19 protein-coding genes and 2 pseudogenes are annotated in these 23443 nt (G+C 51.5%); 15 read left to right on the top strand and 6 right to left on the bottom strand.

Features of this window, described 5'->3' with window-relative positions; genetic code table 11:
- The first annotated feature begins 360 nt into the window (after positions 1-360).
- The 6 genes from rsgA (at position 361) to PVOR_RS00165 (ending at position 7434) form a co-directional block, all read left to right on the top strand.
- Positions 361-1476: a ribosome small subunit-dependent GTPase A gene (gene rsgA, locus PVOR_RS00190; RefSeq protein ID WP_040680019.1), complete on the top strand. Its 1116-nt coding sequence runs from the start codon at positions 361-363 to the stop codon at positions 1474-1476.
- A 226-nt stretch (positions 1477-1702) separates the two neighbouring features.
- Complete coding sequence (locus tag PVOR_RS00185; protein ID WP_006207023.1) at positions 1703-2185, top strand: MarR family winged helix-turn-helix transcriptional regulator; 483 nt, start codon at positions 1703-1705, stop codon at positions 2183-2185.
- Between the two features lie 11 nt (positions 2186-2196).
- Positions 2197-3924: an ABC transporter ATP-binding protein gene (locus PVOR_RS00180; protein ID WP_006207022.1), complete on the top strand. Its 1728-nt coding sequence runs from the start codon at positions 2197-2199 to the stop codon at positions 3922-3924.
- A complete protein-coding gene (locus PVOR_RS00175; protein WP_006207021.1) occupies positions 3921-5795 on the top strand; it encodes an ABC transporter ATP-binding protein in 1875 nt (624 codons plus the stop codon). The genes PVOR_RS00180 and PVOR_RS00175 overlap by 4 nt, the downstream gene beginning before the upstream one ends.
- Before the next feature lie 209 nt (positions 5796-6004).
- Entirely contained in the window at positions 6005-6898 is an 894-nt protein-coding gene (locus tag PVOR_RS00170) for a diacylglycerol/lipid kinase family protein (protein ID WP_006207020.1), read from the top strand.
- An 83-nt stretch (positions 6899-6981) separates the two neighbouring features.
- Positions 6982-7434: a hypothetical protein gene (locus tag PVOR_RS00165; RefSeq protein WP_006207019.1), complete on the top strand. Its 453-nt coding sequence runs from the start codon at positions 6982-6984 to the stop codon at positions 7432-7434.
- A 90-nt stretch (positions 7435-7524) separates the two neighbouring features.
- Here PVOR_RS00165 and PVOR_RS00160 read toward each other — a convergent pair whose 3' ends face one another.
- Complete coding sequence (locus PVOR_RS00160) at positions 7525-7713, bottom strand: hypothetical protein (protein ID WP_006207018.1); 189 nt, start codon at positions 7711-7713, stop codon at positions 7525-7527.
- Positions 7714-7896: 183 nt separating this feature from the next.
- Positions 7897-9450 (bottom strand): FAD-dependent oxidoreductase, encoded by a 1554-nt coding sequence (locus PVOR_RS00155; protein WP_006207017.1) that lies wholly within the window; start codon positions 9448-9450, stop codon positions 7897-7899.
- Between the two features lie 235 nt (positions 9451-9685).
- On the opposite strand from PVOR_RS00155, the gene PVOR_RS00150 reads away from it, so the two are divergent.
- From PVOR_RS00150 to PVOR_RS00135, 4 genes are all read left to right on the top strand, one after another.
- Complete coding sequence (locus PVOR_RS00150) at positions 9686-11056, top strand: spore germination protein (RefSeq protein WP_006207016.1); 1371 nt, start codon at positions 9686-9688, stop codon at positions 11054-11056.
- Positions 11049-12164 (top strand): GerAB/ArcD/ProY family transporter, encoded by a 1116-nt coding sequence (locus tag PVOR_RS00145; protein WP_006207015.1) that lies wholly within the window; start codon positions 11049-11051, stop codon positions 12162-12164. Before PVOR_RS00150 ends, PVOR_RS00145 begins: the two co-directional genes overlap by 8 nt.
- Positions 12161-13276 (top strand): Ger(x)C family spore germination protein, encoded by a 1116-nt coding sequence (locus tag PVOR_RS00140; RefSeq protein ID WP_006207014.1) that lies wholly within the window; start codon positions 12161-12163, stop codon positions 13274-13276. Before PVOR_RS00145 ends, PVOR_RS00140 begins: the two co-directional genes overlap by 4 nt.
- 79 nt (positions 13277-13355) lie before the next feature.
- A complete protein-coding gene (locus PVOR_RS00135) occupies positions 13356-14306 on the top strand; it encodes an aldo/keto reductase family protein (RefSeq protein ID WP_006207013.1) in 951 nt (316 codons plus the stop codon).
- Here the strand turns inward: PVOR_RS00135 and PVOR_RS00130 are convergent.
- The 4 genes from PVOR_RS00130 to PVOR_RS00115 form a co-directional block, all read right to left on the bottom strand.
- Complete coding sequence (locus PVOR_RS00130; RefSeq protein ID WP_006207012.1) at positions 14303-15415, bottom strand: GGDEF domain-containing protein; 1113 nt, start codon at positions 15413-15415, stop codon at positions 14303-14305. The genes PVOR_RS00135 and PVOR_RS00130 overlap by 4 nt on opposite strands.
- A 108-nt stretch (positions 15416-15523) precedes the next feature.
- On the bottom strand, positions 15524-16627 hold the full coding sequence (locus PVOR_RS00125; protein ID WP_006207011.1) for a sensor histidine kinase: 1104 nt from the start codon (positions 16625-16627) through the stop codon (positions 15524-15526).
- Positions 16620-17315: a response regulator transcription factor gene (locus PVOR_RS00120; protein ID WP_006207010.1), complete on the bottom strand. Its 696-nt coding sequence runs from the start codon at positions 17313-17315 to the stop codon at positions 16620-16622. The genes PVOR_RS00125 and PVOR_RS00120 overlap by 8 nt, the downstream gene beginning before the upstream one ends.
- A 128-nt stretch (positions 17316-17443) precedes the next feature.
- Positions 17444-18454 carry a D-alanyl-D-alanine carboxypeptidase family protein gene (locus PVOR_RS00115; RefSeq protein WP_006207009.1) on the bottom strand — a complete coding sequence of 337 codons (1011 nt, stop codon included), beginning with the start codon at positions 18452-18454 and terminating at the stop codon, positions 17444-17446.
- A gap of 200 nt (positions 18455-18654) precedes the next feature.
- Here PVOR_RS00115 and PVOR_RS00110 point away from each other — a divergent pair.
- The 5 genes and pseudogenes from PVOR_RS00110 (at position 18655) to PVOR_RS00090 (ending at position 23433) form a co-directional block, all read left to right on the top strand.
- A pseudogene (locus tag PVOR_RS00110) lies at positions 18655-19052 on the top strand (Fur family transcriptional regulator).
- The gene (locus PVOR_RS00105; protein WP_006207006.1) at positions 19028-19846 is read left to right on the top strand and encodes a winged helix-turn-helix domain-containing protein; all 819 of its coding nucleotides are present in this window, start codon (positions 19028-19030) and stop codon (positions 19844-19846) included. Before PVOR_RS00110 ends, PVOR_RS00105 begins: the two are co-directional and overlap by 25 nt.
- A 176-nt stretch (positions 19847-20022) precedes the next feature.
- Entirely contained in the window at positions 20023-21483 is a 1461-nt protein-coding gene (locus tag PVOR_RS00100; RefSeq protein ID WP_006207005.1) for a catalase, read from the top strand.
- Positions 21484-21870: 387 nt separating this feature from the next.
- Positions 21871-22687 (top strand): annotated as a pseudogene (locus PVOR_RS00095) (uroporphyrinogen-III synthase).
- A gap of 107 nt (positions 22688-22794) precedes the next feature.
- A complete protein-coding gene (locus tag PVOR_RS00090; RefSeq protein ID WP_006207003.1) occupies positions 22795-23433 on the top strand; it encodes a ThuA domain-containing protein in 639 nt (212 codons plus the stop codon).
- Positions 23434-23443 lie beyond the last annotated feature (10 nt).

The following is a 23443-nucleotide window of genomic DNA, read 5'->3' as shown; positions in this document are numbered from 1 at the left end:
CTCTATAATACGGATATATTAATTAAGCAGAAGGAGGCTGATGTCAAATGGTTATGATGCATAGTGGATGGGTCGCTTTGACGTTGGTCTCTTTGGACGGGAAATTCTAATGGTAACGAAGAGGTGAGGCTTCAGATCGAGCCCTCACTTCCATACCTGGAACCCGCAGGAGACCGTGTTTGGTATCCTGCGGGTTTTTTGTGTCTATACTCGGGGTTTGGTACTGTCTTCACGGGGTAACCGTAGGGGCATGATGCCTTCTTCTGGTGTATATTCAGATCAGCCGCAGATACAAATCTGCGGTTTTTTTGTGTTTTGATATAACAACCAAATTGATAATGATAAGGGGATATAACGAATTTGACTAAACAAGAAATGACACCGTTACACACATATGGATGGAATGAACACTGGAGCTTGATGGCTGAGCAGATGCCGAAGCAGGACAAAGAGCTCGTGCCGGCGCGCGTGACAGCCCAGTTCTCAAAGCAATACCGCATTATAACCCAAGAAGGTGAGCAGACGGCTGTTGTCACAGGGAAGTATGAATACGAAGCGGGCAGCAAAAGCGATTTCCCGGCTGTCGGCGATTGGGTGCTGGTCGAGCCGCTCCAGGGCGAATCGCGGGCCGTCATTCATAAGCTGCTGCCCCGCAAGTCCGCTGTCACGCGCAGGGAAGCAGGCAGCGTGCCGGATGAGCAGGTTATCGCCGCGAACATCGATACCGTGTTTATCATTAATGCGCTGAATAAGGATTTTAATGTCCGCAGAATTGAACGCTATTTAATTGCTGTCTGGGAGAGCGGAGCTGCACCGGTCATCCTGCTCACCAAGGCGGATCTATGTGAATCGCCTGAAACATATGTCTCGCTGGTGGAAGAGGTCGCTCTCGGTGTGCCGGTGTTTGTGGTGAGCTCCTTAAAGGACCAAGGGAAGGAGCAGCTTCAAGATTACTTGGTGCAAGGGAAGACAGTGGCAATAACGGGCACTTCCGGGGCGGGCAAATCCACGTTATTGAACTGGCTGTCCGGTCAGGAGATGCAGCGTGTTCAAGGGATTCGGGAAGAGGATGCAAGGGGACGCCATACCACGACACACCGGGAGCTGTTCGTGCTGCCGGGAGGTGCTATCATGGTGGATACCCCGGGCATGAGGGAGCTGCAGCTGTGGGATTCAGAGGAGGGGTTTGAGACTGCCTTTGCGGACATCTCCACGCTCTCGCAGCAGTGTCGATTCCATGATTGCCGACATGAGACCGAAGCAGGCTGCGCGGTCCGGGAAGCATTGCAGGACGGGACGCTGGATGCAAAGCGTTATGCGAATTACAAGAAAACAGAGCGCGAGCTCGCTCATATCGCCCGTAAAGAAAAGGCAAGCACCCGGCGGCAGAACAAGAGCTCTGGCAAGTCGTTACGCAAGAGCGGCAGAGTGCACCAAGGGGCTTATCAGCAGCTTCTATACGACGAGGAATTATAGTGTTACGGGAAGACCGAAGTCGATTTGACTTCGGTCTTCTCCAGGTATATAGTTAGGTAACCAAATAGATTGGCAAACTATCTATTTAAGGAGAAATGGTCTGTACCATGTCAATTCAAGCTTTAGTGCTGTAGAGAAGAGGTGGCCAATGACACAGGATAAACAACCAGATTCACATAATGGAGATACCGTTGACGAGGAAAGACAGTCACGAGAAGAAAGGTGCATGAAGGGGGGCATGCGGGAAGACAGCGTAGCCAGCAGGCTCCTGTACAGCATCCGTATGTTTCATAAGCAGGAGTGGGATCAGCACATGATTTCCGGTTATACCCCTGGTGAAATTCGAGTTCTAATGGGGCTCAGACATCATATCGAGCCTGACGGACCCGGTATGAAGGTGTCGGAGATCAGCAGCATGATGAACGTTACGTCACCAACGATCACGCAATTTATCAACGGCTTGGAGAGTAAAGGCTTGGTGGAGCGAGTGATGGATGCACAGGACCGACGCGCGGTTCGCGTACAGCTTACGGAGGCAGGGAACCGTATTGTCCAGCAAACCTACCTGAAAGTCAAAAACAACTTTAACGAGATGGTTGATTTTCTTGGTGAAGAGGACAGCGTCAAGCTGACGGAGCTGCTGACGAAGATTTACCAATTCCAAGAACATAAGCGCAATTCGAATGAAACAACATCAGACAACGAGTAGGGGTGGGGGATTTGTTAAAGCTGTTTCAATACATGAAACCATACCGGACAGCGGTCATTTTTGTTCTGCTGTTCACATTTTTCCAATGTCTGTCTGATCTTTACTTGCCGACCTTGATGGCTGACATTGTGGATATCGGCATCGTGAAGGGAGACGTTCCTTACATTTGGAGTGTGGGAGGTTTTATGCTCCTGGTTACAGCAGGCGGCATGGTCTGCTCCATTGCGGCAAGTTATTTGGCATCCAAATCGGCAACCGGTTTTGGCCGGATTCTGCGTGGGCGCGTATTCTCCCATGTCGAGAATTTTACGCTGCAGGAATTTGACAAGATCGGAACAGCTTCCCTGATAACCCGTACCACCAACGATATCACACAGGTGCAGCAGGTCACGATCATGATTCTTCGCATGATGGCCATCGCGCCGATGATGTGTATCGGGGGCATCGTGATGGCGGTATCGAGAGATCCGGGACTGACAACGGTGCTTCTGATCGTCCTGCCGATTCTCGCGTTGGCTATTTTCATCATTGCCAAAAAAGGGATTCCGCTCTTCAAGGCCATACAGATCAAGATTGATACACTCAGCCGCGTGCTGCGTGAGAATCTGACCGGAATGCGGGTCATCCGTTCGTTTAACCGCATGGACCATGAGACGGTCCGGTTTAATGATGCCAATGAGGATCTGACAGCCACCTCGATCAAGGTTAACAAAATCATGGGTGCCATGATGCCCGTCATGATGCTTGTCATGAACTTCGCCACGCTGGCGATCGTTTGGTTCGGAGCCCACCGCATAGAAGCCGAACACATGAAGGTCGGTGACCTCATGGCCTTCCTCCAATACGCGATGATGATCATGTTCTCACTGATCATGCTGTCCGTCATGTTTGTCATGATTCCGCGCGCGCAGGCATCGGCAGTCCGGATCAATGAGGTATTGAACATGATACCGGAGATCCACGATCCGAAGCAGCCGCGGAATACCGGCATTCCGACGGGTTCCATTGAATTTCAGGACGTCACCTTCTATTATCCGGGCGCAGAGGAGCCGGCCATATCCGATATCTCCTTCCAGGCAGGACCGGGTGAGATTACCGCGATTATTGGAGGAACAGGTTCAGGCAAATCAACGCTGATCAGCTTGATTCCGCGTTTCTATGATGTGACCTCCGGGCGGATTCTCGTCAACGGGACGGATATTCGGGACTTGATGCAGGAAGATCTGCGGAACCGGATCGGATTTGTGCCGCAGAAGGCGCTGTTGTTCACCGGTACGATTGCAGAGAATATCCGCTACGGCAAGGAAGACGCAACGGACGAGGAGATTCAGCATGCCGCGAAAGTTGCCCAGGCGGCTGATTTCATCTCTTCAATGGAAGGCGGTTATGATGCCGAGATTTCCCAAGGCGGCAGCAATGTATCCGGAGGCCAGAAGCAGCGGCTCTCCATTGCCAGGGCGCTGGTCCGGAGACCTGAAATCTACGTGTTCGATGACAGTTTCTCTGCGCTGGATTTCAAGACCGATGCGAATCTTCGTGCAGCGCTGAGGGAGGAAACGACCGAGGCTACGGTTCTGATTGTGGCCCAGCGTGTCAGCACCGTCTTGGACGCTGACCGAATCATCGTGCTGGAACAGGGACGCATTGCCGGAATGGGCACGCATGGGGAACTTATGGCATCAAGCGATGTGTACCGTGAAATTGTCACCTCACAGCTGTCAGAGGAGGAGATCGCATGAGCGAGAAGAAACGGGGAGGACATCCTCGGGGCCAGGGCGGTCCCTTCGGCGGCGGGCCGCATGGTGCCGGGATGGCAGCCGAGAAAGCCAAGGATTTCAAGGGGACTTTGCGCCGGCTTACACGATACCTTAAGCCCCATACGGGGAAACTGCTGATCGTCTTGACCGCAGCCATCTTGAGTACGATATTCAGCATTGTGAGCCCGAAAATTCTCGGTGATGCAACCACGATCCTGTTCAAAGGATTCATGGCCAAAATGCAGGGCGTACCGGGTGCCGGGATTGATTTTGATGCCATTCGGAATATCATGCTCTGGCTGGCAGGCCTGTATCTGTTAAGCTCGCTGTTTGCTTATATCCAGCAATATGTCATGGCTGGCGTGGCACAGCGGACTGTTTACGATCTGCGCAAGGATGTCTATAACAAGCTCGGACGCCTGCCGCTTAAATATTTTGACGCCCGTACGCATGGGGAGACGCTGAGCCGGGTCACGAACGATATGGACAATATCAGCAGTACGCTTCAGCAGAGTCTTACACAGATGATTACCTCTGTGGTAACACTGGTCGGGGTTATCATCATGATGCTTACAATCAGTCCGCTGCTGACTCTGGTGGTTATATTGACCCTGCCGCTCAGCGTGGTGGTCACCATCATGGTTGCCAAGCGCTCTCAGAAGCATTTCGTGGCACAACAGAAGCATCTGGGCCAACTGAACGGACATGTGGAAGAGATGTATACAGGTCATAAAGTGGTGAAGGCGTTTGGCCGGGAACGACAATCGATGGAGCAATTCGATGAAGTCAACGACAAGCTCTATGATGCCGGATGGAAAGCCCAGTTCATCTCGGGAACGATCATGCCGCTGATGAGTTTTGTTGGCAATATCGGGTATGTGATCGTGAGTGTTGTCGGTGGCGTTCTGGTCACCCGCAGAGCAATCGAGATCGGGGATATCCAGGCGTTCATCCAATATTCACGCCAATTCACACAGCCGATCACGCAGCTTGCCAATATCGCGAATGTCATTCAATCCACGATTGCATCGGCAGAGCGCGTATTTGAAGTGCTGGACGAGGAAGAAGAAGTGTCTGAGCATACGGCTCCGGCAGCCCTCAAGAAGCCGCTCGGCGATGTGTCCTTCCAGAATGTGAGTTTTGGTTATAAAGCGGATCAGCTTCTGATCGAGGATATGAACGTCGATGTGAAGCACGGACAGACGGTGGCTATTGTCGGTCCAACCGGTGCAGGGAAGACCACGCTTATTAATCTGCTGATGCGGTTCTATGAGCTTAACAAGGGCAAAATTACGATAGACGGAACGGATATTACGTCCCTTCGACGGGGTGAGCTTCGCAGCCTGTTCGGAATGGTGCTCCAGGATACCTGGCTCTTTAACGGGACGATCCGGGAAAATATCGGATACGGCCGCGAGGGGACCACGGAGGAAGAGATCATCAGAGCAGCGGAAGCGGCTCATGCCGACCACTTCATCCGGACGCTGCCGGACGGCTATGACACCGTTCTGAACGAGGAGGCCTCCAACATATCGCAAGGGCAGAAGCAGCTGCTCACGATTGCGCGGGCCATTCTGGCGAATCCGTCGATTCTGATTCTTGACGAAGCGACCAGCAGCGTGGATACCCGGACCGAGCTGTACATTCAGAAGGCGATGAATGAGCTGATGAAGGACCGGACCAGCTTTGTCATTGCGCATCGTCTATCCACGATTCGCGATGCGGACCTTATTCTGGTTATGAACAAGGGCAGCATCATTGAACAGGGAACCCATCAGGAGTTGCTGTTGCAAGAAGGCTTCTATGCGGACCTGTACAACAGTCAGTTCAGCGATCAGCATGAGGCTGGATAACAGAATGCAGGCATAATTGAAGTCCCTGAAGACCCCTTCGATTGCAGAAGGGGTCTTCTTATTCCAGCATGGAGGGCTGATTTAAAGCTGCAGCATGATGGGTCGGAGGTGAACGGGGACCTATTCAAGCTGTACTGATTAATAGGTTCACGACAAAGGGTAATAATAGAAGCAAGACATTCCGGTACGGATATGAGGGGGGTCATGGAATGATGTATAGTCGGGCATTGCTGGTGTACAACCAGAACGCAGGCCAGCAGGAAACGCTGCAGCAGCTGGCGGCGGTAATTCCAGTATTGGCGAAGAACGTGAAGGAGCTGGTGTTGTATCAGACCTTTAAGCCTGGCGAGGGGGAGGCAGTGTGCAGGGATCAAGGCGGGACATACGATCTCATTCTCATTATGGGCGGGGACGGCTCGGTCCATGAGTGTGTTAATGGCATTGCAACGCTGGATCATCCGCCGCTCGTAGGGATTTTGCCTGTGGGCACTTGCAATGATTTTGCCCGCTCCATGAATCTGCCGGTGGAGCTTGCGCTCGCGGCTGACGAATTAATGAAGGGACATGTTCGGGAATTGGATATCGGCATGGCTCAAGGCCGGGTGTTCACGAATTTTTTCGGAGTGGGCCTCATTACGGACACGTCGGAGAATATCAATCCGGATTTGAAAGGGAAACTGGGCAAATTGAGTTATTTTATCAGCATGCTGCAAACCGTACGTGCTGCTGAACCCTTCTCTTACAGTCTGGAATATGACGGACATACCAGCGAAGGCGAGGCCGTCATGATCTACATTTCGAATGGCCGTTACCTCGGGACTCGTCCGCTTCCCTTTACGCTCGATTCGCTCTGTGATGGTTTACTGGATGTGCTGATTATCCGTGAAGCCGGACTTCCGCTGTTAAAAGAACTGTTAAGCCGCAAGGTCGAAGGGGAGTGGAAGCCGGCCAATGAGAGCATAGAGTATGTGAAGGCCGCTTCGGTCAAGCTGACCACGGCAAAGCCCATGAAGGCCGATACGGATGGTGAGGTCTATATGGAGGCCCCGGCTGACGTGTCTGTCAGGCCCCGCGGCTTAAGGTTTTTGGTCGGGGGAGAGTGAGTCGGCAGGCATATTTGATATTGCATTTTCATATGGTTCTTTTATAATGATGTTTATATCTTTAAAGGGAGCCATGATCATCATTGAATAAGTCCGAACTGAACCGAATTACGCAAGAGCTTCTACGTCGGTCGGGCAGCAGTGTCACCGTGGAGATGGATACGTATTTTCCAGGGGGCCGGTTAATCGGCGGGAAATACGTGATGCATTCACATCGTGTGACGATGTATACCGAGGTCATACGCCAGCAGTGTCTTCAGCTGTTTGGATCACTTGAGTCGTTTAATGCTTATTATGCGGTGGTGTTTGCCCATGAGCTGGGCCATTCGATGGACCTGAAACTCACGGAACTGTGTGACCGGATGGATGGAACGATCGATGAATGGGATCAGAAGCAGATTGCGCTGCAAATCGAGGAAAATGCCTGGAATAATGCGATGCCGTGGATCCAGGATATTGATCCGGCTTTCATTCGTGTCATCGTAGACCGGTCGCTCGAGGCCTACCGGGACGAGCTGGCCCCGGAAATCGCTTAGCTTGGGCCAGCCCATATCCACTGCCTTCCGCAATCACATGTCCACAGGCACCCGCGAGGGTGTCTTTTTTGATTGGACGGCAGGTGTGATCTAATATCGAATGTGATGCAGAATGAAACCAAAGATGGCAGCCACCACAATGAAAGCGCCTGCTGCAGCGAGGGTCATTAAAAAATCACGGATCAGGCCATGCTGCTGGATGCCGCCTAATTTTTCCTTCGCTTTCCGTTCGGAAACCTCTTCTTTAATGCGATCCAAATATTCAGGGCCAAGCACCATGGCGATTCCTCCTATAACGAATTTATTACGATTATACCAGAAATAGGATGATTTTGGTGTTGATTAGGGAATTAAGGCGGTTTAGAAGCCCGCTATTAAACGAATAACCAAATTAGAGTAAAAAAACGAGGCGGGACCCTTGGTTTCCGCCTCGTTTTTTTATGCGTTACAGCCTCATGATATTTAGTCCTCAGCGTCCAACTGCTTCAATGGCTCTATGGCCGGGCCTTCCAGCACCTTGCCATCATAACGGAATCGGGACCCGTGACATGGACAATCCCAGGAGCGCTCGCCCTCGTTCCATTCCACCTCGCAGCCGAGGTGTGTGCAGGTCGTGTCCACGAGATGCAGATTCCCCTGGTCATCCTTGTAAGCTCCTGCCCGTTGGCCGTTATGACGAACGACGGCACCTTCGCCTATCTTCAGTTCGGTAATGTCGGCATGGGACAGGTCCACTTTGCCAGCCACAAAATCTTTGGCAACCGTCGCATTTTGCACAACAAATGTTTTGATGCTCGGGTCTGCCTTGAATCGGGACGGGTTGAACATGTCGGCATAACGGTTCGTTTTCCCTAAGATTTGATCACTGATGATGTTCGCGGCCAGTGTTCCTGTTGTCATGCCCCACTTGCGGAAGCCTGTCGCAACATAAATCCGGTCATGCTTCGAAGTAATTGGTCCGATGTATGGCAGATTGTCCAGTGTAATCAGATCCTGCGTCGACCAGCGGTAGGGAATGGCGGAAGCCCCCAGCAGATTACCGGCAAACAGCTCCAGATTCTCATAATGCTGATGGGTGCAGATGCTGCGTCCCGTGGGATGATTCTCCCCGCCGACAATGACCAGATCCTCACCGTTATAGGAAGCTGAACGCAGGGAGCGCTTTGGCTTATCCACACTCAGGTACATCCCGCCTGGATAGGCCGTCTCAGGTTTAACGGCAATCGCATAGGAGCGTTCCACGTGCAGCCGTGTGAAGAACAATCCCTTCCCGTCATAGAACGGAAAATGGGAGGCGGAAACAGCGTGGTTGCAAGTAATGCGGTGGCCGCCCCGCTTGGTCAGCAGTGTAATCGGTCCTTCGGTTTCAGCCTTTTCATCCATGGTGGTGTTTTCATAGATCCGCCCCCCGAGCATGAGAAACTGTTCGGTCAGGTGCTTTAGATACTGCAGCGGGTGGAATTGGTATTGCCCCGGCATCTTGATAGCTCCCCGTATCGGCATGGGCAGGGAAAGACTGTCCTGCCATTCTCCCGGAATCCCGAGCTGCTCATAGGCTTTGATTTCGTCCTCCAGCTTCGCGAGATACTTGTCGTCCTCCTGGGCGTAGATATAAGCGTCCTCCAGCTTCAGCCCGAACTTCTCTTCATCCCCGCCAACGATATTCCGTATGAATTCGATCGCTTCCCGGTTTCCTTCGTAATAGAGCCGGGCGTTCTCCTCGCCAAAATGACTCGTCAATTCATGGTAGATCAGCCCATGCTGGGCCGTTACCTTGGCTGTTGTGTATCCCGTCGCTCCGTTCAGTATGCGGCCAGCCTCAATCAATACGACATCCTTGCCGGCCTTGGCCAGCAGGTAGGCGGTTGTAATCCCGGTGATGCCGGCTCCGACAATGGCAACGTCTGCTTCTATATCTTCGGCCAGACGGGGAAAAGTAGGCAGCTCGGTTGTCGCTCTCCACAGCGATTCCGGATATCGCGGCAGCTCTTGATATGATGGATTGGATGGGTTCATTCCGATTCCTCCTCGGCTTCTTTAGGCATTATCCTCAAACTTAAGGCTCCTTGTCTCCATTATTACCACAGAGGGATGATTAGAAACGAAGCCCGAGCTGTGAATGGCGACTTAATCTACCCTTCTCCTGAATTTGCATGAATTTCTGAATACTCGTAATAATTTGGAACATTTGTGCAGAACCTAGAGAAACGACATGATCATCGGAATTCTATGAAAAACGAGGGGAATTATCATGAGCAGCGAGACACATAAGACACATCTAAATGCCTCACACGCTAAACAATGGCTGCAGAAGCAGCTCCATAAGGTCGGGGATATCGAGGAGCGGGAGCTTAAGAATCAGGAGGATCACGCGTTATTGCTTTATTTCAAGAGCATGTGCGATCCCGTTGTGGTGAATGAGGACCTGATTAACCGGTTTTATGAATTGAACTCTCTGAAGATTTACGAAGAATTCATTCGATCCTTCCCTTCAACGATTGAGCCAGCAGAGGAATCGGAGCTCATGCGCAATATGCTTCGGGGCTGCGTCGTGGTATTCATTCAGGATCGGGTGCTCCTGTTTGATGCCGTGTTGATCAATGCAGGCGATATTCAGCCTGCCAGCACGGAGAATGTCATTCAAGGGCCGGATGACTCCTTTACCGAGAATATTGAAGTGAATTTGAATTTAATACGCCATCGTTACCAAACGGCCAATCTGAAATCGGAGTTTATGACGGTAGGGAAAATATCCCAGACCCGGATTATCATCCTCTATGATGTGACCAAAGCCGATGAGTCGGTTTTGGAGGAATTAAGGAAGCGTCTTTCCGAACTCAAATCAGATATTGTCCAGTCTGCATCCGAGATTGAGCGGCATACGATGCACCCTCAGCTAAGACTGTTCCCAACGTTAATGTTGACCGAGCGGCCGGACCGGACGGTCATGAATATTTCCCAGGGAAAAGTAGCCGTCCTTGTTGACTCGACGGGGTACGCAATTCTGCTTCCGGCGATCTTCAACGATTTCTTTACAGCCATGGATGACAAAATCCAGCTGCCCCCTATCGGATGGTTCCTCAAGGGAATCCGGTACATCGCATTGTTTGTGACGGTCCTCATGCCGAGCCTGTATGTGGCTTTTACCTCCTACAATCCCGAAATACTCAAAATGCAGATTACACTGCTCATTGCGGGCAGCCGGGCCACCGTCCCGTATCCCTCCTTCTTCGAAGTAATCTTTATGCTTCTGGCGATGGAGTTTCTGACGGAGGCAAGTGTCCGGCTGCCGAAGGCGATAGGCCAGACCGCCTGCGTGGTCGGTGGACTCATACTGGGTACAGCGGCTACAGAAGCGGGGCTCGTCAGCAATATCATGATTATTTTGGTGGCTGCAGTGGCGGTTACGAACTTTGTTATTCCGATCAACATGATGAGTTCCGGCATCCGCGTGACCAAGTACATATTCATTCTCCTGGCTACCTTTTTCGGGCTGGTAGGCATTGTGCTGGGTGTCGTTGCAACGATTATGTACTTAACCAGCCTGCGGTCGTTCGGTAAGCCTTATCTGAAGATGTTTGCGGTGGAGTGGAGCAATAAGGGGGATCAGCAGAGTGGTTAGAAATAAATATTTTTATTACCTCTTCCTACTCAATGCGACCATCAACCTGATTAACTATGTGCCCAGGATCCTGATTCAGGACCGATTTGACGGTGCCTTGATATCCATTCTGATAGCGATCCCTATCGGATCCTTGCTGCTATATACTTTCACCAAGCTAATCCAGAAATTTCCTGGCGAAGGACTGCCGGAAATTTTCAATTCCGTGATGCCTGCATGGATATCCGGCGTGCTTCTGGTTCTGTACGGATTAGGGTGGTATTTCTCCAGCGTCATTACGCTGGTCAGTTTTGTGGATATTACCAACCGGTATGTCAGCCCGGATGTGTCGCCCATTATCGTGCTGATTGGGTTTCTGGTTGTCGTGGCACTTAGTGCAAGGCTGGATTCGGAGTCGATCCTGTATGCCCTGGAAATGATCCTTTATATGACCGTTCCGATCATTATGTACATGGCTTGGCGTGTTTTTAGTAATCCCTACTACAGCTGGGATGCGGTCAGGCAGATCATTACGCATCTGTGGGACATACCCAATTACCGGACGGTTGCAGCCGCGACCTACATTTATACCGGATATATCAATATGGTGGTTTTCAATCGGATCTTCCACAAGTTCAGGGTAAAGCATATCTGGTCCATCGTCATCGTAAGTATTCTAACGCTGGCGGTATCCATTTTTGCGCCGATCGGACTGCTTGGAGCAGCGGGAGCAGGGGAGCATGTGTATCCTGCCTTCTCCACCGTAGACTCGCTTCGCATCCGCTACTTCATCATTGAACGGATGATTTACGTGTTCTATGTGGTCTATATGTGCCTTTCCCTCGTCAATTCCATTGTCCACTGGCATGTGGGCAAGGAATTGATTCTGGGCGGATTTCGGCTGAAGTCCGATAAACCGGAGTCCATTCGTAAGAAGCGGAAGGTGGAATGGTGGGTGCTTGCTGCTTTTTGCGTGATCATCCTTGCATCCTCAATGGCCATCAATCAATACTCTTTGAATGATATGGCCATTGTCTTCCTCGATGTTCGGTTTGCGGGAGAATTCCTGTTAATTGCCCTGTTATTCTACGCCGTGTGGAGAAGGAGAAGGAGGAGGAAGCGGGCATGAACATGCTGAAACGTCGGCTGGTCTGGGTGTTGTGCTGCTCGATGCTTACACTTACACTCTCGGGATGTGAGTTTCGGGATATCGACCTTCGCCTCTTTGTGGTATCCATCGGTGTTGACGTGTCGGAGAAAAGTCCCGATCTGTATAACTTCAGCTTCAAGATTTCGATCCCTTCGGGTGACCCGAAAACCGGCGAGGAGAAGTCGCTTCTCATTACCGAGGAGTCCGACAGCATCGCGGAGGCGATTCGTCAAGTCAAATCCAAAGTGGACAAAGAGCTCGATTTTGGACATTGCAAAGGCGTAATGTACGGTGAAGCCTATGCCCGCCGGGATATTAGCAAAATTGAGGACTGGACGGTCCGCCGGAGGGACATGCAGCTTCTGATGTATCCGGCGGTTGCGATCCCGACGGCGGAGGAGGTGCTCAGGGCAGAGCCGCCAACCGAACGGATTGCCGGTAACGCTATTTTTCTGGCGCTGAGCGAGGATGGCACGGAGTCCCCTTTTATTACGAGGACCTATTCCTTTGATCTTGCCCGCCGAATGACCGAGGTAGGGGAGGATCCTGTCATGCCTGTCGTTGAGGTAGGCGAGAAGAATGTTCTGAATATCAATAAGGTTGCCCTGATGGATAAGTCCAAGGTTAAGGTAATTCTCACGAAGGATGAGACCCGTCTGTTCAACCTGCTCGATCTTCGGAATCTAAGCACCAACTTTGGCACCCGCGTTGACGGGGAATTGATTGAGGTCAACACGGACAGGACGCGGGCAAGCTATAAGATCGTAACCAGCCCGAAGGGGCAAGAAGCGATCCATTTTCGGGTTCGCATTCAAGCCACGCTGGAGGAGAAGGAGGATATCAAGCTATTGACACCGGAAGAAGTAAAAAAAATCGAGGGGATATACAATAAGGAGCTCTCTAAAGCGATAACCGATGTGCTGGAAAAAATCCGGAAAACAGGCCGGGATCCACTTGGCTTCGGTCTTCGGTACGGGGGTACGCATTGGAATAATAAAACCGAAATGGAGGAATGGGCGGCGATCTATCCTCATATCAAGTTTAATGTTACCGTAAAATTAAGAATCAAATCTACCGGTTATAAGCAGTAGACAGGGTTACTCTATCCATCGTACAGGAAGATGTTACAATAATGGGGAAGCATCTATCTTGTATAAGGAGGTTTCACATATGGAATTTAGAAGATTGGGCGGAAGCGGGCTGAAGGTCAGCGATATCAGTCTCGGGAGCTGGCTGACGTACGGAGGATATGTGGAACGGGAGAATGCAGTCAAGTCGATTCAGACGGCGTATGGGCTCGGCGTCAACTTTTTTGATACGGCAAATGTGTATGCCCAAGGGGCAGCCGAGGTGGTTGTAGGTGAAACCTTGAGGGCATTCCCAAGGGAATCCTATGTGCTGGCAACAAAAGTATTCGGCAAGATGGGGGACGGACCGAATGATCAGGGGCTTTCCCGCAAACATATTAAGGAGCAGTGTGATGCGAGTCTGAAACGGCTTGGTACCGATTATGTCGATATTTATTATTGCCACCGATACCATGAAGAGACACCGCTTGAAGAAACGCTGCGCGCGCTGGATGACCTCGTTCGGCAAGGCAAGGTGCTCTATGTAGGAGTCAGTATGTGGACAGCTGCCCAAATGGAGGCGGCATTGGCTGTTGCGGACCGATATCTGCTGGACCGCATCGTGGTGAATCAGCCGCTGTATAATATGTTTGAGCGTAAGATTGAGGAGGAGGTCATTCCGCTTGGCGAGAAGAAAGGGATTGGCCAGGTAGTCTATTCTCCCCTTGCGCAGGGACTGTTGACGGGCAAGTATGCCTCGAGGGAAGAAGTGCCGGATAACAGCCGTGCATCCAAGATCGGAGCGGATCGAATCAAAATGAGTGAAGACCGCCTCCAGAAGGTGCAGGCGCTCGGGCGCATAGCTGACGAGCTGGGCATCACCGTCGGCCAATTGGCCCTGGCCTGGATTTTGCGTCAGGACAACGTATCCAGTGCGCTTGTCGGCGCAAGCCGCCCGGAGCAGGTCGAAGAGAACGTGAAGGCTTCCGGCATCAAGCTGTCGCCGGATACGCTGTCTGTCATCGAAGAGGTATTAAAGGCGGATCAAGGCTAAGAGAGGACCAGGTCATTGATTTCTACGGCGGAGCATACGCGGTTGCGCCCGCTGTTCTTGGCGCGGTAAAGCTCATGGTCCGCTTGCTGGAGCAGCTCCTTGGCATCCTTCGACCGGACCGTATCCGGATGAACGGCGGCTCCGATCGACACGGTGATCCGCAGCCTGGTCCCGTCTTCAAGGACGAATACATGGCGTTCTACTGCGGCCCGGATCCGTTCGGCAATCGCAGCCGTTTCGTCGATGGTTGCTTCCGGAACGAGCACCGAGAATTCTTCCCCGCCGTTGCGGGACACTTCGTCAAAAGAACGGGAATGCTCCCTCAGCACTTTGCTGAGCTGCTGCAAAACGACATCTCCGGCCGCGTGGCCGTAGGTGTCGTTTATTTTTTTGAAATGGTCGATGTCCACGACCAGAACGCCCAGCCGTTCGCTGAAATGCTGGGCTTCGAGAAAGCGCTCGGACAACAGCTGCTCAAACTGGCGCAAATTGTGCAGGCTGGTCAGATGATCGGTCTCCGCGTTTTTTTTCATTTGCAGAAACAATTTATTGGAGGTATGGATATACTCGGTCAGCATGTAGATGACAACGGTGGCAAGCACCGATATAATCAGATGCTGCGTAAAGACGGCAAACACTTTTTGGTGGTTCTGAATATTCATCCACATAATAAACAGGAGCACCAGCATGCTGGATACACTCATGATCATCATTTTGGTCAACCGGTCCCAACGCGTGCGAGACAGGGTTCCGCAGATCATGCCGATCAGCAGCATGCCGGCACCCGCAATGGCAGAGGAAGCGGACATGCCGAACAGGATCATCCGTCCGAGTGCAATCAGAACGCCTGCTATCAACGACGGAAGCCAGCCCAAGTAGCTGGCAATCACCACGATAGCCAAATGCCGCAAATCGGCAAAAAACCTGGGATCAATCGGAAAAGAATAGTACATCAGAATGATCCCGTAGATGCCAAAGAGCAATCCGGCATTGATCTTCACGGTAGTGGAGGGAGTCACAACGCCGGCCACATATTTTTTGGACAGCAGTCCGGATAAATATAAAAAGGTTACGAATATACAAAAGTTGGTGAACAGGATATTAGTCATGAGAAGGGATTCATTCCTTTCACGTGCTTGCACCAGCAGTGCAAGGCGATGAGGACATTCATCCCTATTTTATCGGAAAATGGAATTGTATGTCGAATATTAATTGTTTTATTTGTTAATTTCAGGAGCCTGTAGCGGCAGTCGGACTTCGAACATTGTAAGTTCCGTGCTGCTGGTTACCTGAATCGTGCCGTGATGGGCGTCGACGATGGTTTTCACGATGGCTAAACCCAGTCCTGAGCCGCCGGTTTGATCCGTGCGCGATTCGTCGGCCCGGTAGAATCGCTCGAACAGGTGGGGGATGGCATGCTGAGGGATCGGAGGGCCATAATTGATCACCTGCACGATAGCAACCTTCGGTTCCCGGGATACTCTCAAATCCACCCTTCCGGCATCCCGCCCATGCCGCACTGCATTGGACAGCAGGTTCTCGAAGGTACGCATCAGTTTATCCCCGTCCGAGGAGATCATGATTTTCTCCGTAGCGGGCGTGAATACCACCTGCACCTTCTCATGCTGTCCCGTTAATGAAAAATCCACGGCCAATTGCCCGAGCAGCTCCACCAAATTAATATCGACCCGATTGATCGGAGAATAGCCCATGCGGGTGTATTCAAACAAATCGCTGACGAGACCGCCCAGACGCAGCGATTTATCGTAGGCGATATCGGTGTAATAACGGAGTTCGACTTCATCCTTGTAACGATCCTCTTTCACCAGCCGCAAGTACCCGATGATGGAAGTGAGCGGGGTGCGCAGATCATGGGAGACGTTGCTAATGAGCTCGTTCTTGGACTGTACCGCCATGCGTTCTTCTGCCAGTGATAGTTTGAGCTGCTTGGCCATTTGATTGATTTGCTTGGCCATTTGGCCCAGCTCGTCATTCGATCTGATGAGAATTTCCTGGTCCAGTTCTCCCTTTGCCAACCGTTTCGTTCCCTCCATTAGCTGGTTAATTTGACGAATGGTCCCTTGACTAAGGAGCAGTACAATGCAGATAAACAGTACAATGCCAACCATCGTTGCAACAATCGGAAACCCGAAGAAATTCTCCAGGAGACGATCCACACTAAAGAGAGCGGCTACCATTGGTTCCCGCCAATAATCCCGCCCGATCAATCGTATGATCTGCTGAGCGATAAACAACATGATCAGGGTGAGGCCTCCGCTGACCAAGAACAGCATGATGATTTTCCACTGCAGCTTACGCATGGATTTTGTACCCGACGCCCCATACGGTTTGGATCAGCTTGTAACCGAGCTCCTTCTCAAGCTTGTCCCGCAGGTTGCTGATGTGAACCATGACCGTGTTGTTGGATACGTAGTATTTCTCCTTCCAGACCTGCTGAAATATATCCTCGGCGCTGAAGATTCTTCCTGGTTGACGGGCCAGCAAGTACAGGATCTCAAATTCCCTTGCCGTCAGGGAAACCGATCTGCCATTGGCGGTGACTTCATGTGTGGTCCGGTTGATATCGAGTCCGTCAATCTGGATGCGGTCGGTGTGTCCCTGCTGAAGCTCGGTATTGTACTGCGTGGAACGCCGCAGCAGTGTTTTGACACGTGTGGTCAGTTCCAGCGGATTGAAGGGTTTAATCATATAGTCATCGGCGCCCGTCATCAGCCCCAGGATCTTATCCATATCCTCGCTCTTGGCGCTCAGCATCAGGATAGGGATGGACGAGGTTTCCCGAATCCTGCGGCAGGTGTCGATTCCGTTCAGCCTGGGCATCATGACATCCAGGATGACGAGATCCACCGTGCCTTCGTTCGTTGCCATGGCCAGCAGCGCTTCTTCCCCGTCATGGGCCTGAATAACGCGGTATCCTTCATTCTCCAGATAGATGGAGATCAGTCCGGATATTTCTTTATCATCGTCTACAATCAATACACTTCTCATCGGTATCCTCCATTAAATCACCCATTAAAGTCTAAACTTTCCTAATAAACAGTGTACCCTAAAATAAGCCCGCACAGCTTAGATTTCAATCCGATGCGTCTTTAGGTTGGATATGAGTCAAGGGCCATTTAATTAAAAAGGAGGGATAGGAGATTCGAAAACATGCCTTGACGCTCGAAGCCGTAATTCATCAGCTTCCGGGTTTCCGTGAACCGCTGATCCGTGCTCTCGGTTCCCATCACGACAGAGATCAACCGATTCCCTCCCCGCGCTGCGGTACCGGTAAAACAATAGCCGGCTGAGCTCGTATAACCGGTCTTGAAGCCGTCATTGCCCACATAGCCGTGCGCTTCGCCTGGCAGCATAAGATTGGTGGTATGCAGGGTAAGGTCCTTCTGCGGCAGCGGAAAATCCCGTTGGCTGGTGACTTCAAGCAGATCAGGGTGTTTATTCATGATCCAGCGGGCCAGCATGGCCGAGTCTCTGGCGGTCATGATGGTCTCTCCTTCGGTGGCCGCTTCCGCAAACGAAGCCAGATCGGCAGCAGGCAGCCCCGAAGCATTGGCAAATACGGTACGGTCGGAAAGACCGATTTCCTTCGCCCGGGCATTCATTTCCTTCACAAACTGTGTCTCCGACCCTTTTAGATGTTCGGCAATGGCCACCGCGGCATCATTGGCTGAATGAATAATGAGCGCCTGGAACAATTGTGTCAGGGTGTAAGACTCCCCTTCGACCATGCCAATACCCGAACCCGGCACTCCTGCAGCGTAACGACTGATGGATACCTCCTCGTCCCAAGCATGCTGTCCGGAACGGACAGCATCAAGCACCAGCAGCTCGGTCATCATTTTGGACATGCTTGCAGGGGGAAGTGGAAGATCGGCATGCTGGGCATAGAGCACCCGGCCCGTCTCGGCATGAATCAGGATGGCTGAGCTGGCTTTAATGGAAGGGGGAATAATTACCCTTGTTATGTACACCGCCATAAGAATAACGACAAACAACAGAAGCAGCAGACTGAGACGGGCGCGTCCATTGCGGCGTTTTGCCCGATTGCTCTGCCGTCTGTTTGTTTCCTGCCGGGGTGGTTCGGATGTGGATGAAGGTTTATAGGGATGCTTGGCAACGGATTCCATGGCTGTATATCGACTCCTTTAACTGGCTGTTATTTGCATTAACATCTATGTTTCTAGTCTATCCATACAAGCTAAAGGAATTTTTAACGGAATCTAAAGAAATCTTAAAGATTACCAGCGGCATTTTCAGCGGCGGATATTGACCTTGAGATGAATAAGATTTATACTTGATCTAAAAATAAATTAAAAGGGTGAATACCTTGAGATCTTTAAATCTGACGACACAACGCCAAGCAGTATACGATGTCCTTCGGTAAGTCGCATGATCATCCGACAGCTGCGGATATCATGAACCGACTGGTGGAGAAAGGATATAATCTTGCATACGGGACCGTTTATAATTCCCTGCGTTATCTGACGGATAAACAGCGTGATCCGAGAGTTGAAGCTTGGGGAGAGCGCAAGCCGATACGATGCCCGTACAGACGAACACCAGCACATTATTTGTGAAGTATGCGGAAAAGTCGACGAAGTCATGACGGAGGTGCCGGAGGATTGGGCGGCTACCGTGGCTGGCGAAACCAGCTATGTGATCCATCATGCTCACGTCGTATTCGGGGGGGTGTGTCCAGAATGCCAAATCAAACGGAAGAAATGATGGAGCCGGGAACGGTCTATCCGTTTCCGGAATGGAAATCCGGCAATCTGTTTGTTCGTCCGACGGCCGCTATGGCGATTGGCGATGCTTGTCCTACAACGCTGCGGGCCGCGTTATTGAGCCGTTCTCCAGGGCGGGTTCATGAAATGTTCATTACGCTGACGGACAACTGCTTTGAGGTGATGATGTTCCGAAAATGGGAACCGCGCCTGCAATCGGCTCTGAATACAGGACTGATCATTGCCGATATGACGGGCTGCCGGAATATGGCGGCATTCAACAAGGAGAAGGAGCTTCTGCTTCCCGAACGATCCTCCATTCCGATTCTGTACCTCGTGGGCGAGGAGCTGATGAGCAATGCAGGCTCAAGCCTGCTCGATGAAGAGCTTATGGTATGGCCTGCCCGCTCCAAGGATACGATGATGTATCAGGTACAGCGGACGATTCGATTGTTCTCACCCGCTGCGGGTTTGCCTGGAGAAGAGGAAGCTGTACGCGGTTTGGTGTACAAGGACTTATCGATTGATCGGGATAAAATGACCATTCACCGCGGAAGCACCCCCATTCACTTGACCAAGACAGAGTATCATTTGCTGATGCTGATGCTGGACAGCGAAGGGGCCGTCTGCACGCGTGAGGATCTGATGTGCAAGATTTGGGATACGGACTTTATGGGCGGCAGCAATGTGGTGGATGTCCATATCAAAAGCTTGCGTAAAAAGCTGAGCGACAATGCGGGAGCCCCGCGCTATATTGCAACAGTTAGAGGAGTGGGATACCGCCTGGCGGATTAATCCCCTCTTTTTTTTGCGTGCCTTCACGGTCTTTTCGATCGTTCATCTGAACTTCATATAAGGATCATATAACACTCATGCGACAATCATGATCTGCTGGATTCTCCGATGATACAATCATCTCATAAATTTAGATTCAGTCTAAAATCAATTATAGAGATGATGGAGGTTCATACATGGACAGATTAACAACCAACCAAGGGGCTCCTGTAGGAGATAACCAAAATTCGAAAACGGCTGGCCGCCGCGGACCGACGCTGCTTGAGGATTATCATCTGATCGAAAAAATCGCCCATTTCGACCGTGAACGGATTCCGGAGCGTGTCGTTCACGCTCGCGGTGCAGGGGCGCACGGCGTGTTTGTGGTCGAGAATGATATGAAGGCTTATACCAGAGCTGCATTCCTGCAGGAAATTGGTCAGGAAACACCTGTCCTTGTGCGTTTCTCAACGGTTATCCATGGAACAGGATCACCGGAGACCGCTCGTGATCCACGCGGTTTTGCCGTGAAGTTCTACACGGAAGAAGGAAACTACGACATTGTGGGCAATCACCTCCCGGTCTTCTTTATCCGGGACGCCATTAAATTCCCGGATATGGTGCATTCCCTGAAACCTTCGCCCGAGAGCAATATTCAAGAGGCCGGCCGCTACTGGGATTTCATGACGCTGTCACCGGAATCCACGCATATGATGACTTGGCTGTTCTCGGATCATGGTACACCGGCAAATTATCGCGAGCTTGACGGCTTTGGTGTGCATTCCTTCAAGTGGGTCAATGGTGAAGGCAAAGTAACGTACATCAAATATAAGTGGGAATCCGTGCAAGGGGTAAGAACGCTGGATGTGGATCAAGCGGGTGAGGTGCAGGGCAAGGACTTCAATCATGCCACCCGTGATCTGCGCGAACATATCGAAAATGGTGATTTTCCGAAGTGGCGCCTGCAGGTGCAGCTGATGTCCCCCGATGAGATGGACGATTTGTCCTTTGATGCGCTGGATCCTACCAAGACCTGGCCGGAGGATCGCTTCCCATTCATCACCGTAGGTACGATGACACTAAACCGCAACCCGCAGAACTACTTTGCCGAGGTAGAGCAGGCCGCTTTCTCTCCAAGCGCTTTGGTGCCGGGTATTGAGCCATCCGAGGATAAATTGCTGCAAGGCCGCTTGTTCTCTTACCCGGATACGCAGCGTCATCGACTGGGACCGAATTATTTGCAGCTTCCGATCAACTGCCCGTACGCACCTGTGCGTAATCATCAGCGCGACGGCTTCATGAACGTGAAGCAGGATCCGTCACCGGTCAATTATGAGCCGAACAGTTATACAACGGGTCCTGTGGAAGACCCGTCGGTCCGCGAGAGCGAAGCTCCATTGACGGGGAGCGTTGTTCGTCAGCGCATCGAGAAAACGGATGATTTCACGCAAGCCGGTGAATTGTACCGTTCGTTTACGCAGCAGCAGAAGGACCATTTACTTCGCAATCTGATTGACGACCTGAGCCAGGTCAAATCCGATATCCAGCTGCGAGCCGTATGCAACTTCTACCGTGCAGACGCCGAATATGGCGCGAAACTCGCGGCAGGACTCGGCGTGGACCTGAGCGGATTTATCCCGGGCAGTCAGCAGAAGTAAGGCAAGAACAACCGATAGGAGCCTCCATCTTGTTCCCGCTGTGCAGGGTGGAGGCCTTTATATAAACGGTGATCCGAGATCACCAGCCAAGAGGGGTACCCGTGTTACAATGGGTACCCCTCTATTTGAATCCATTCCAATTTACGTTCTGAATGAACACGTACAGGATGATGGCCGGCTTCATACACCGGCTGCATTCTATGACATGGGTCTTGGGTTCCTTTCGTTATGGTCGCAGGTTTAGTAAAGGGAGATTTGGAAGAATAAGACCAAAGTGGCTTTATCTATAGGGTCAGGGCCTTTATACTGGAGTCAATACTAGATACTATAAGCTGTACTAAATTAACGGATGCACAGGCAAGAATTTAAGAGAGCGAGGCATATAAGATGGCACAGCATATGAAGGATCGGATCGTAGCCTTGGCCGGCCCGCGTAAAGCGGCAGACATGGCCAAGCTGGTGGAGAAGATGGGAGGAACCGCACTGCTTCGTCCGGCGCAGGGAACTGTGTTTTTGGATGATGAAGTGCTGCGCAGCTCTATCGAGGCTTGGCTCAAGGCGCCTGCGCCGTGGGCGATCTTTACGACAGGAATCGGCCTGGAGGCCATTTATGATATGGCAGAACAGATGGGCCTTATGGATACATTGAATGAAACGATGCAGCACACCTTCATTGCGGCAAGAGGGTAACAAAACCGCAAATGCGCTTAAAAAACGCGGTCTTGCGCCCGTTGTCAGAGATGATGACGGCAGTACGGCCGGTCTCATCCGGTCACTCGAGCCGCATGATTTCACAGGCAAGCGTGTCATTCTGCAGCTTCATGGCGAGTCGGCGCCCAAGCTGGTGGAGTGGCTCGAAGGCCGCGGCGCTACGGTTGAGCAGATTCTGCCGTACCAGCATATTCCACCGCTTGAGGAAGACATTTCGCAGCTTGTCGATGAAATCATCGGCGGCAAGGTCCATGCCGTTGCTTTTACCAGTGCACCCCAGTTTCGTTTTTTAGCTGATTATGCCCGTGCCCATGGCAAGCTGGAGGCGGTGCTGGAGGCATTCCGGGGAACTGTCCTGGCAGCGGCTGTAGGGAAGGTTACAGCCCAGGGGCTGCGTGAGGAAGGCATTGAACGCATGGTGGTTCCGGAGGAGGAGCGGATGGGCAGCATGATGGTGACGCTTGGCCGCTACTTTGCTCAAAATCAAGAATAATGTGATGATATAGAATGGGAGCTGGCAAGATTAGCTTCCATTCCGGCTTCTGATGCATGTTTTCGGAGGATCATGTGAAATATGGAGTAGTAATAGGAGGATGACCAATGGATAAGAAAAAAGCATTGCTGCTCGGCAGCTATACCCACCCGAAGTTTCATCCGCTGCAAGGCATCGATAAACAAATGACGCATCTGCTGAATGATATGTTCACCGTGCAGTGCACGGAAAATCATAAAATGCTTCATGAGAGCAATCTGTACCCTTATGAGTTATGCATCGCCTACAGCGATTTGTGGGACGAGCGCGTCTCCCCCCGGCAGACCGCCGGCTTGCTGTCCTATGTAAGCGGAGGCGGTGGATTGCTTGTCATTCATAACGGGGTGACGCTGGCTAACCGGTATGAGCTGGCCCAGCTGATCGGCGCCCGGTTTGACGGACACCCGCCAATGGAGAAGCTGTATTTTGTCCCCGGGGAGACCGAACACGATATTACGGAAGGCATGGAGCCTTTTGTGCTGGATGAGGAGCCTTATCGCTTCATATTTGATCCCTTCACCGAGAAAACGGTGCTGCTGCATTATGAATTCGAAGGGAAGCAGTGGCCTGCTGCCTGGTGTCATACGTATGGCATCGGACGCGTGGTATTCCTGATGCCGGGTCACCATGAGCCGTCCTTTCTCCAGCCACAGCTGCGGCTCATGATCACGCAGGCAGCGAAGTGGGCTGCACGTGTTCCAGGTTAAATGATTTCGT

Origin of the sequence: Paenibacillus vortex V453 (assembly GCF_000193415.1) — a bacterium.
GTDB lineage: Bacteria > Bacillota > Bacilli > Paenibacillales > Paenibacillaceae > Paenibacillus_AQ > Paenibacillus_AQ glucanolyticus.
The sequence above is the reverse complement of the archived record's forward strand: the minus strand, read 5'-3'. Positions and strand labels throughout refer to the sequence as shown.

What these genes read in the sequence shown, in the direction of transcription:
- PVOR_RS00185 (WP_006207023.1), top strand. Translation starts at nt 1,703, where the DNA reads ATGAAGGGGGGCATGCGGGAAGACAGCGTAGCCAGCAGGCTCCTGTAC.
- PVOR_RS00175 (WP_006207021.1), top strand. Translation starts at nt 3,921, where the DNA reads ATGAGCGAGAAGAAACGGGGAGGACATCCTCGGGGCCAGGGCGGTCCC.
- PVOR_RS00170 (WP_006207020.1), top strand. Translation starts at nt 6,005, where the DNA reads ATGATGTATAGTCGGGCATTGCTGGTGTACAACCAGAACGCAGGCCAG.
- PVOR_RS00160 (WP_006207018.1), bottom strand. Translation starts at nt 7,713, where the DNA reads ATGGTGCTTGGCCCTGAATATTTGGATCGCATTAAAGAAGAGGTTTCC.
- PVOR_RS00155 (WP_006207017.1), bottom strand. Translation starts at nt 9,450, where the DNA reads ATGAACCCATCCAATCCATCATATCAAGAGCTGCCGCGATATCCGGAA.
- PVOR_RS00150 (WP_006207016.1), top strand. Translation starts at nt 9,686, where the DNA reads ATGAGCAGCGAGACACATAAGACACATCTAAATGCCTCACACGCTAAA.
- PVOR_RS00140 (WP_006207014.1), top strand. Translation starts at nt 12,161, where the DNA reads ATGAACATGCTGAAACGTCGGCTGGTCTGGGTGTTGTGCTGCTCGATG.
- PVOR_RS00135 (WP_006207013.1), top strand. Translation starts at nt 13,356, where the DNA reads ATGGAATTTAGAAGATTGGGCGGAAGCGGGCTGAAGGTCAGCGATATC.
- PVOR_RS00130 (WP_006207012.1), bottom strand. Translation starts at nt 15,415, where the DNA reads ATGACTAATATCCTGTTCACCAACTTTTGTATATTCGTAACCTTTTTA.
- PVOR_RS00125 (WP_006207011.1), bottom strand. Translation starts at nt 16,627, where the DNA reads ATGCGTAAGCTGCAGTGGAAAATCATCATGCTGTTCTTGGTCAGCGGA.
- PVOR_RS00120 (WP_006207010.1), bottom strand. Translation starts at nt 17,315, where the DNA reads ATGAGAAGTGTATTGATTGTAGACGATGATAAAGAAATATCCGGACTG.
- PVOR_RS00115 (WP_006207009.1), bottom strand. Translation starts at nt 18,454, where the DNA reads ATGGAATCCGTTGCCAAGCATCCCTATAAACCTTCATCCACATCCGAA.
- PVOR_RS00105 (WP_006207006.1), top strand. Translation starts at nt 19,028, where the DNA reads ATGCCAAATCAAACGGAAGAAATGATGGAGCCGGGAACGGTCTATCCG.
- PVOR_RS00100 (WP_006207005.1), top strand. Translation starts at nt 20,023, where the DNA reads ATGGACAGATTAACAACCAACCAAGGGGCTCCTGTAGGAGATAACCAA.
- PVOR_RS00090 (WP_006207003.1), top strand. Translation starts at nt 22,795, where the DNA reads ATGGATAAGAAAAAAGCATTGCTGCTCGGCAGCTATACCCACCCGAAG.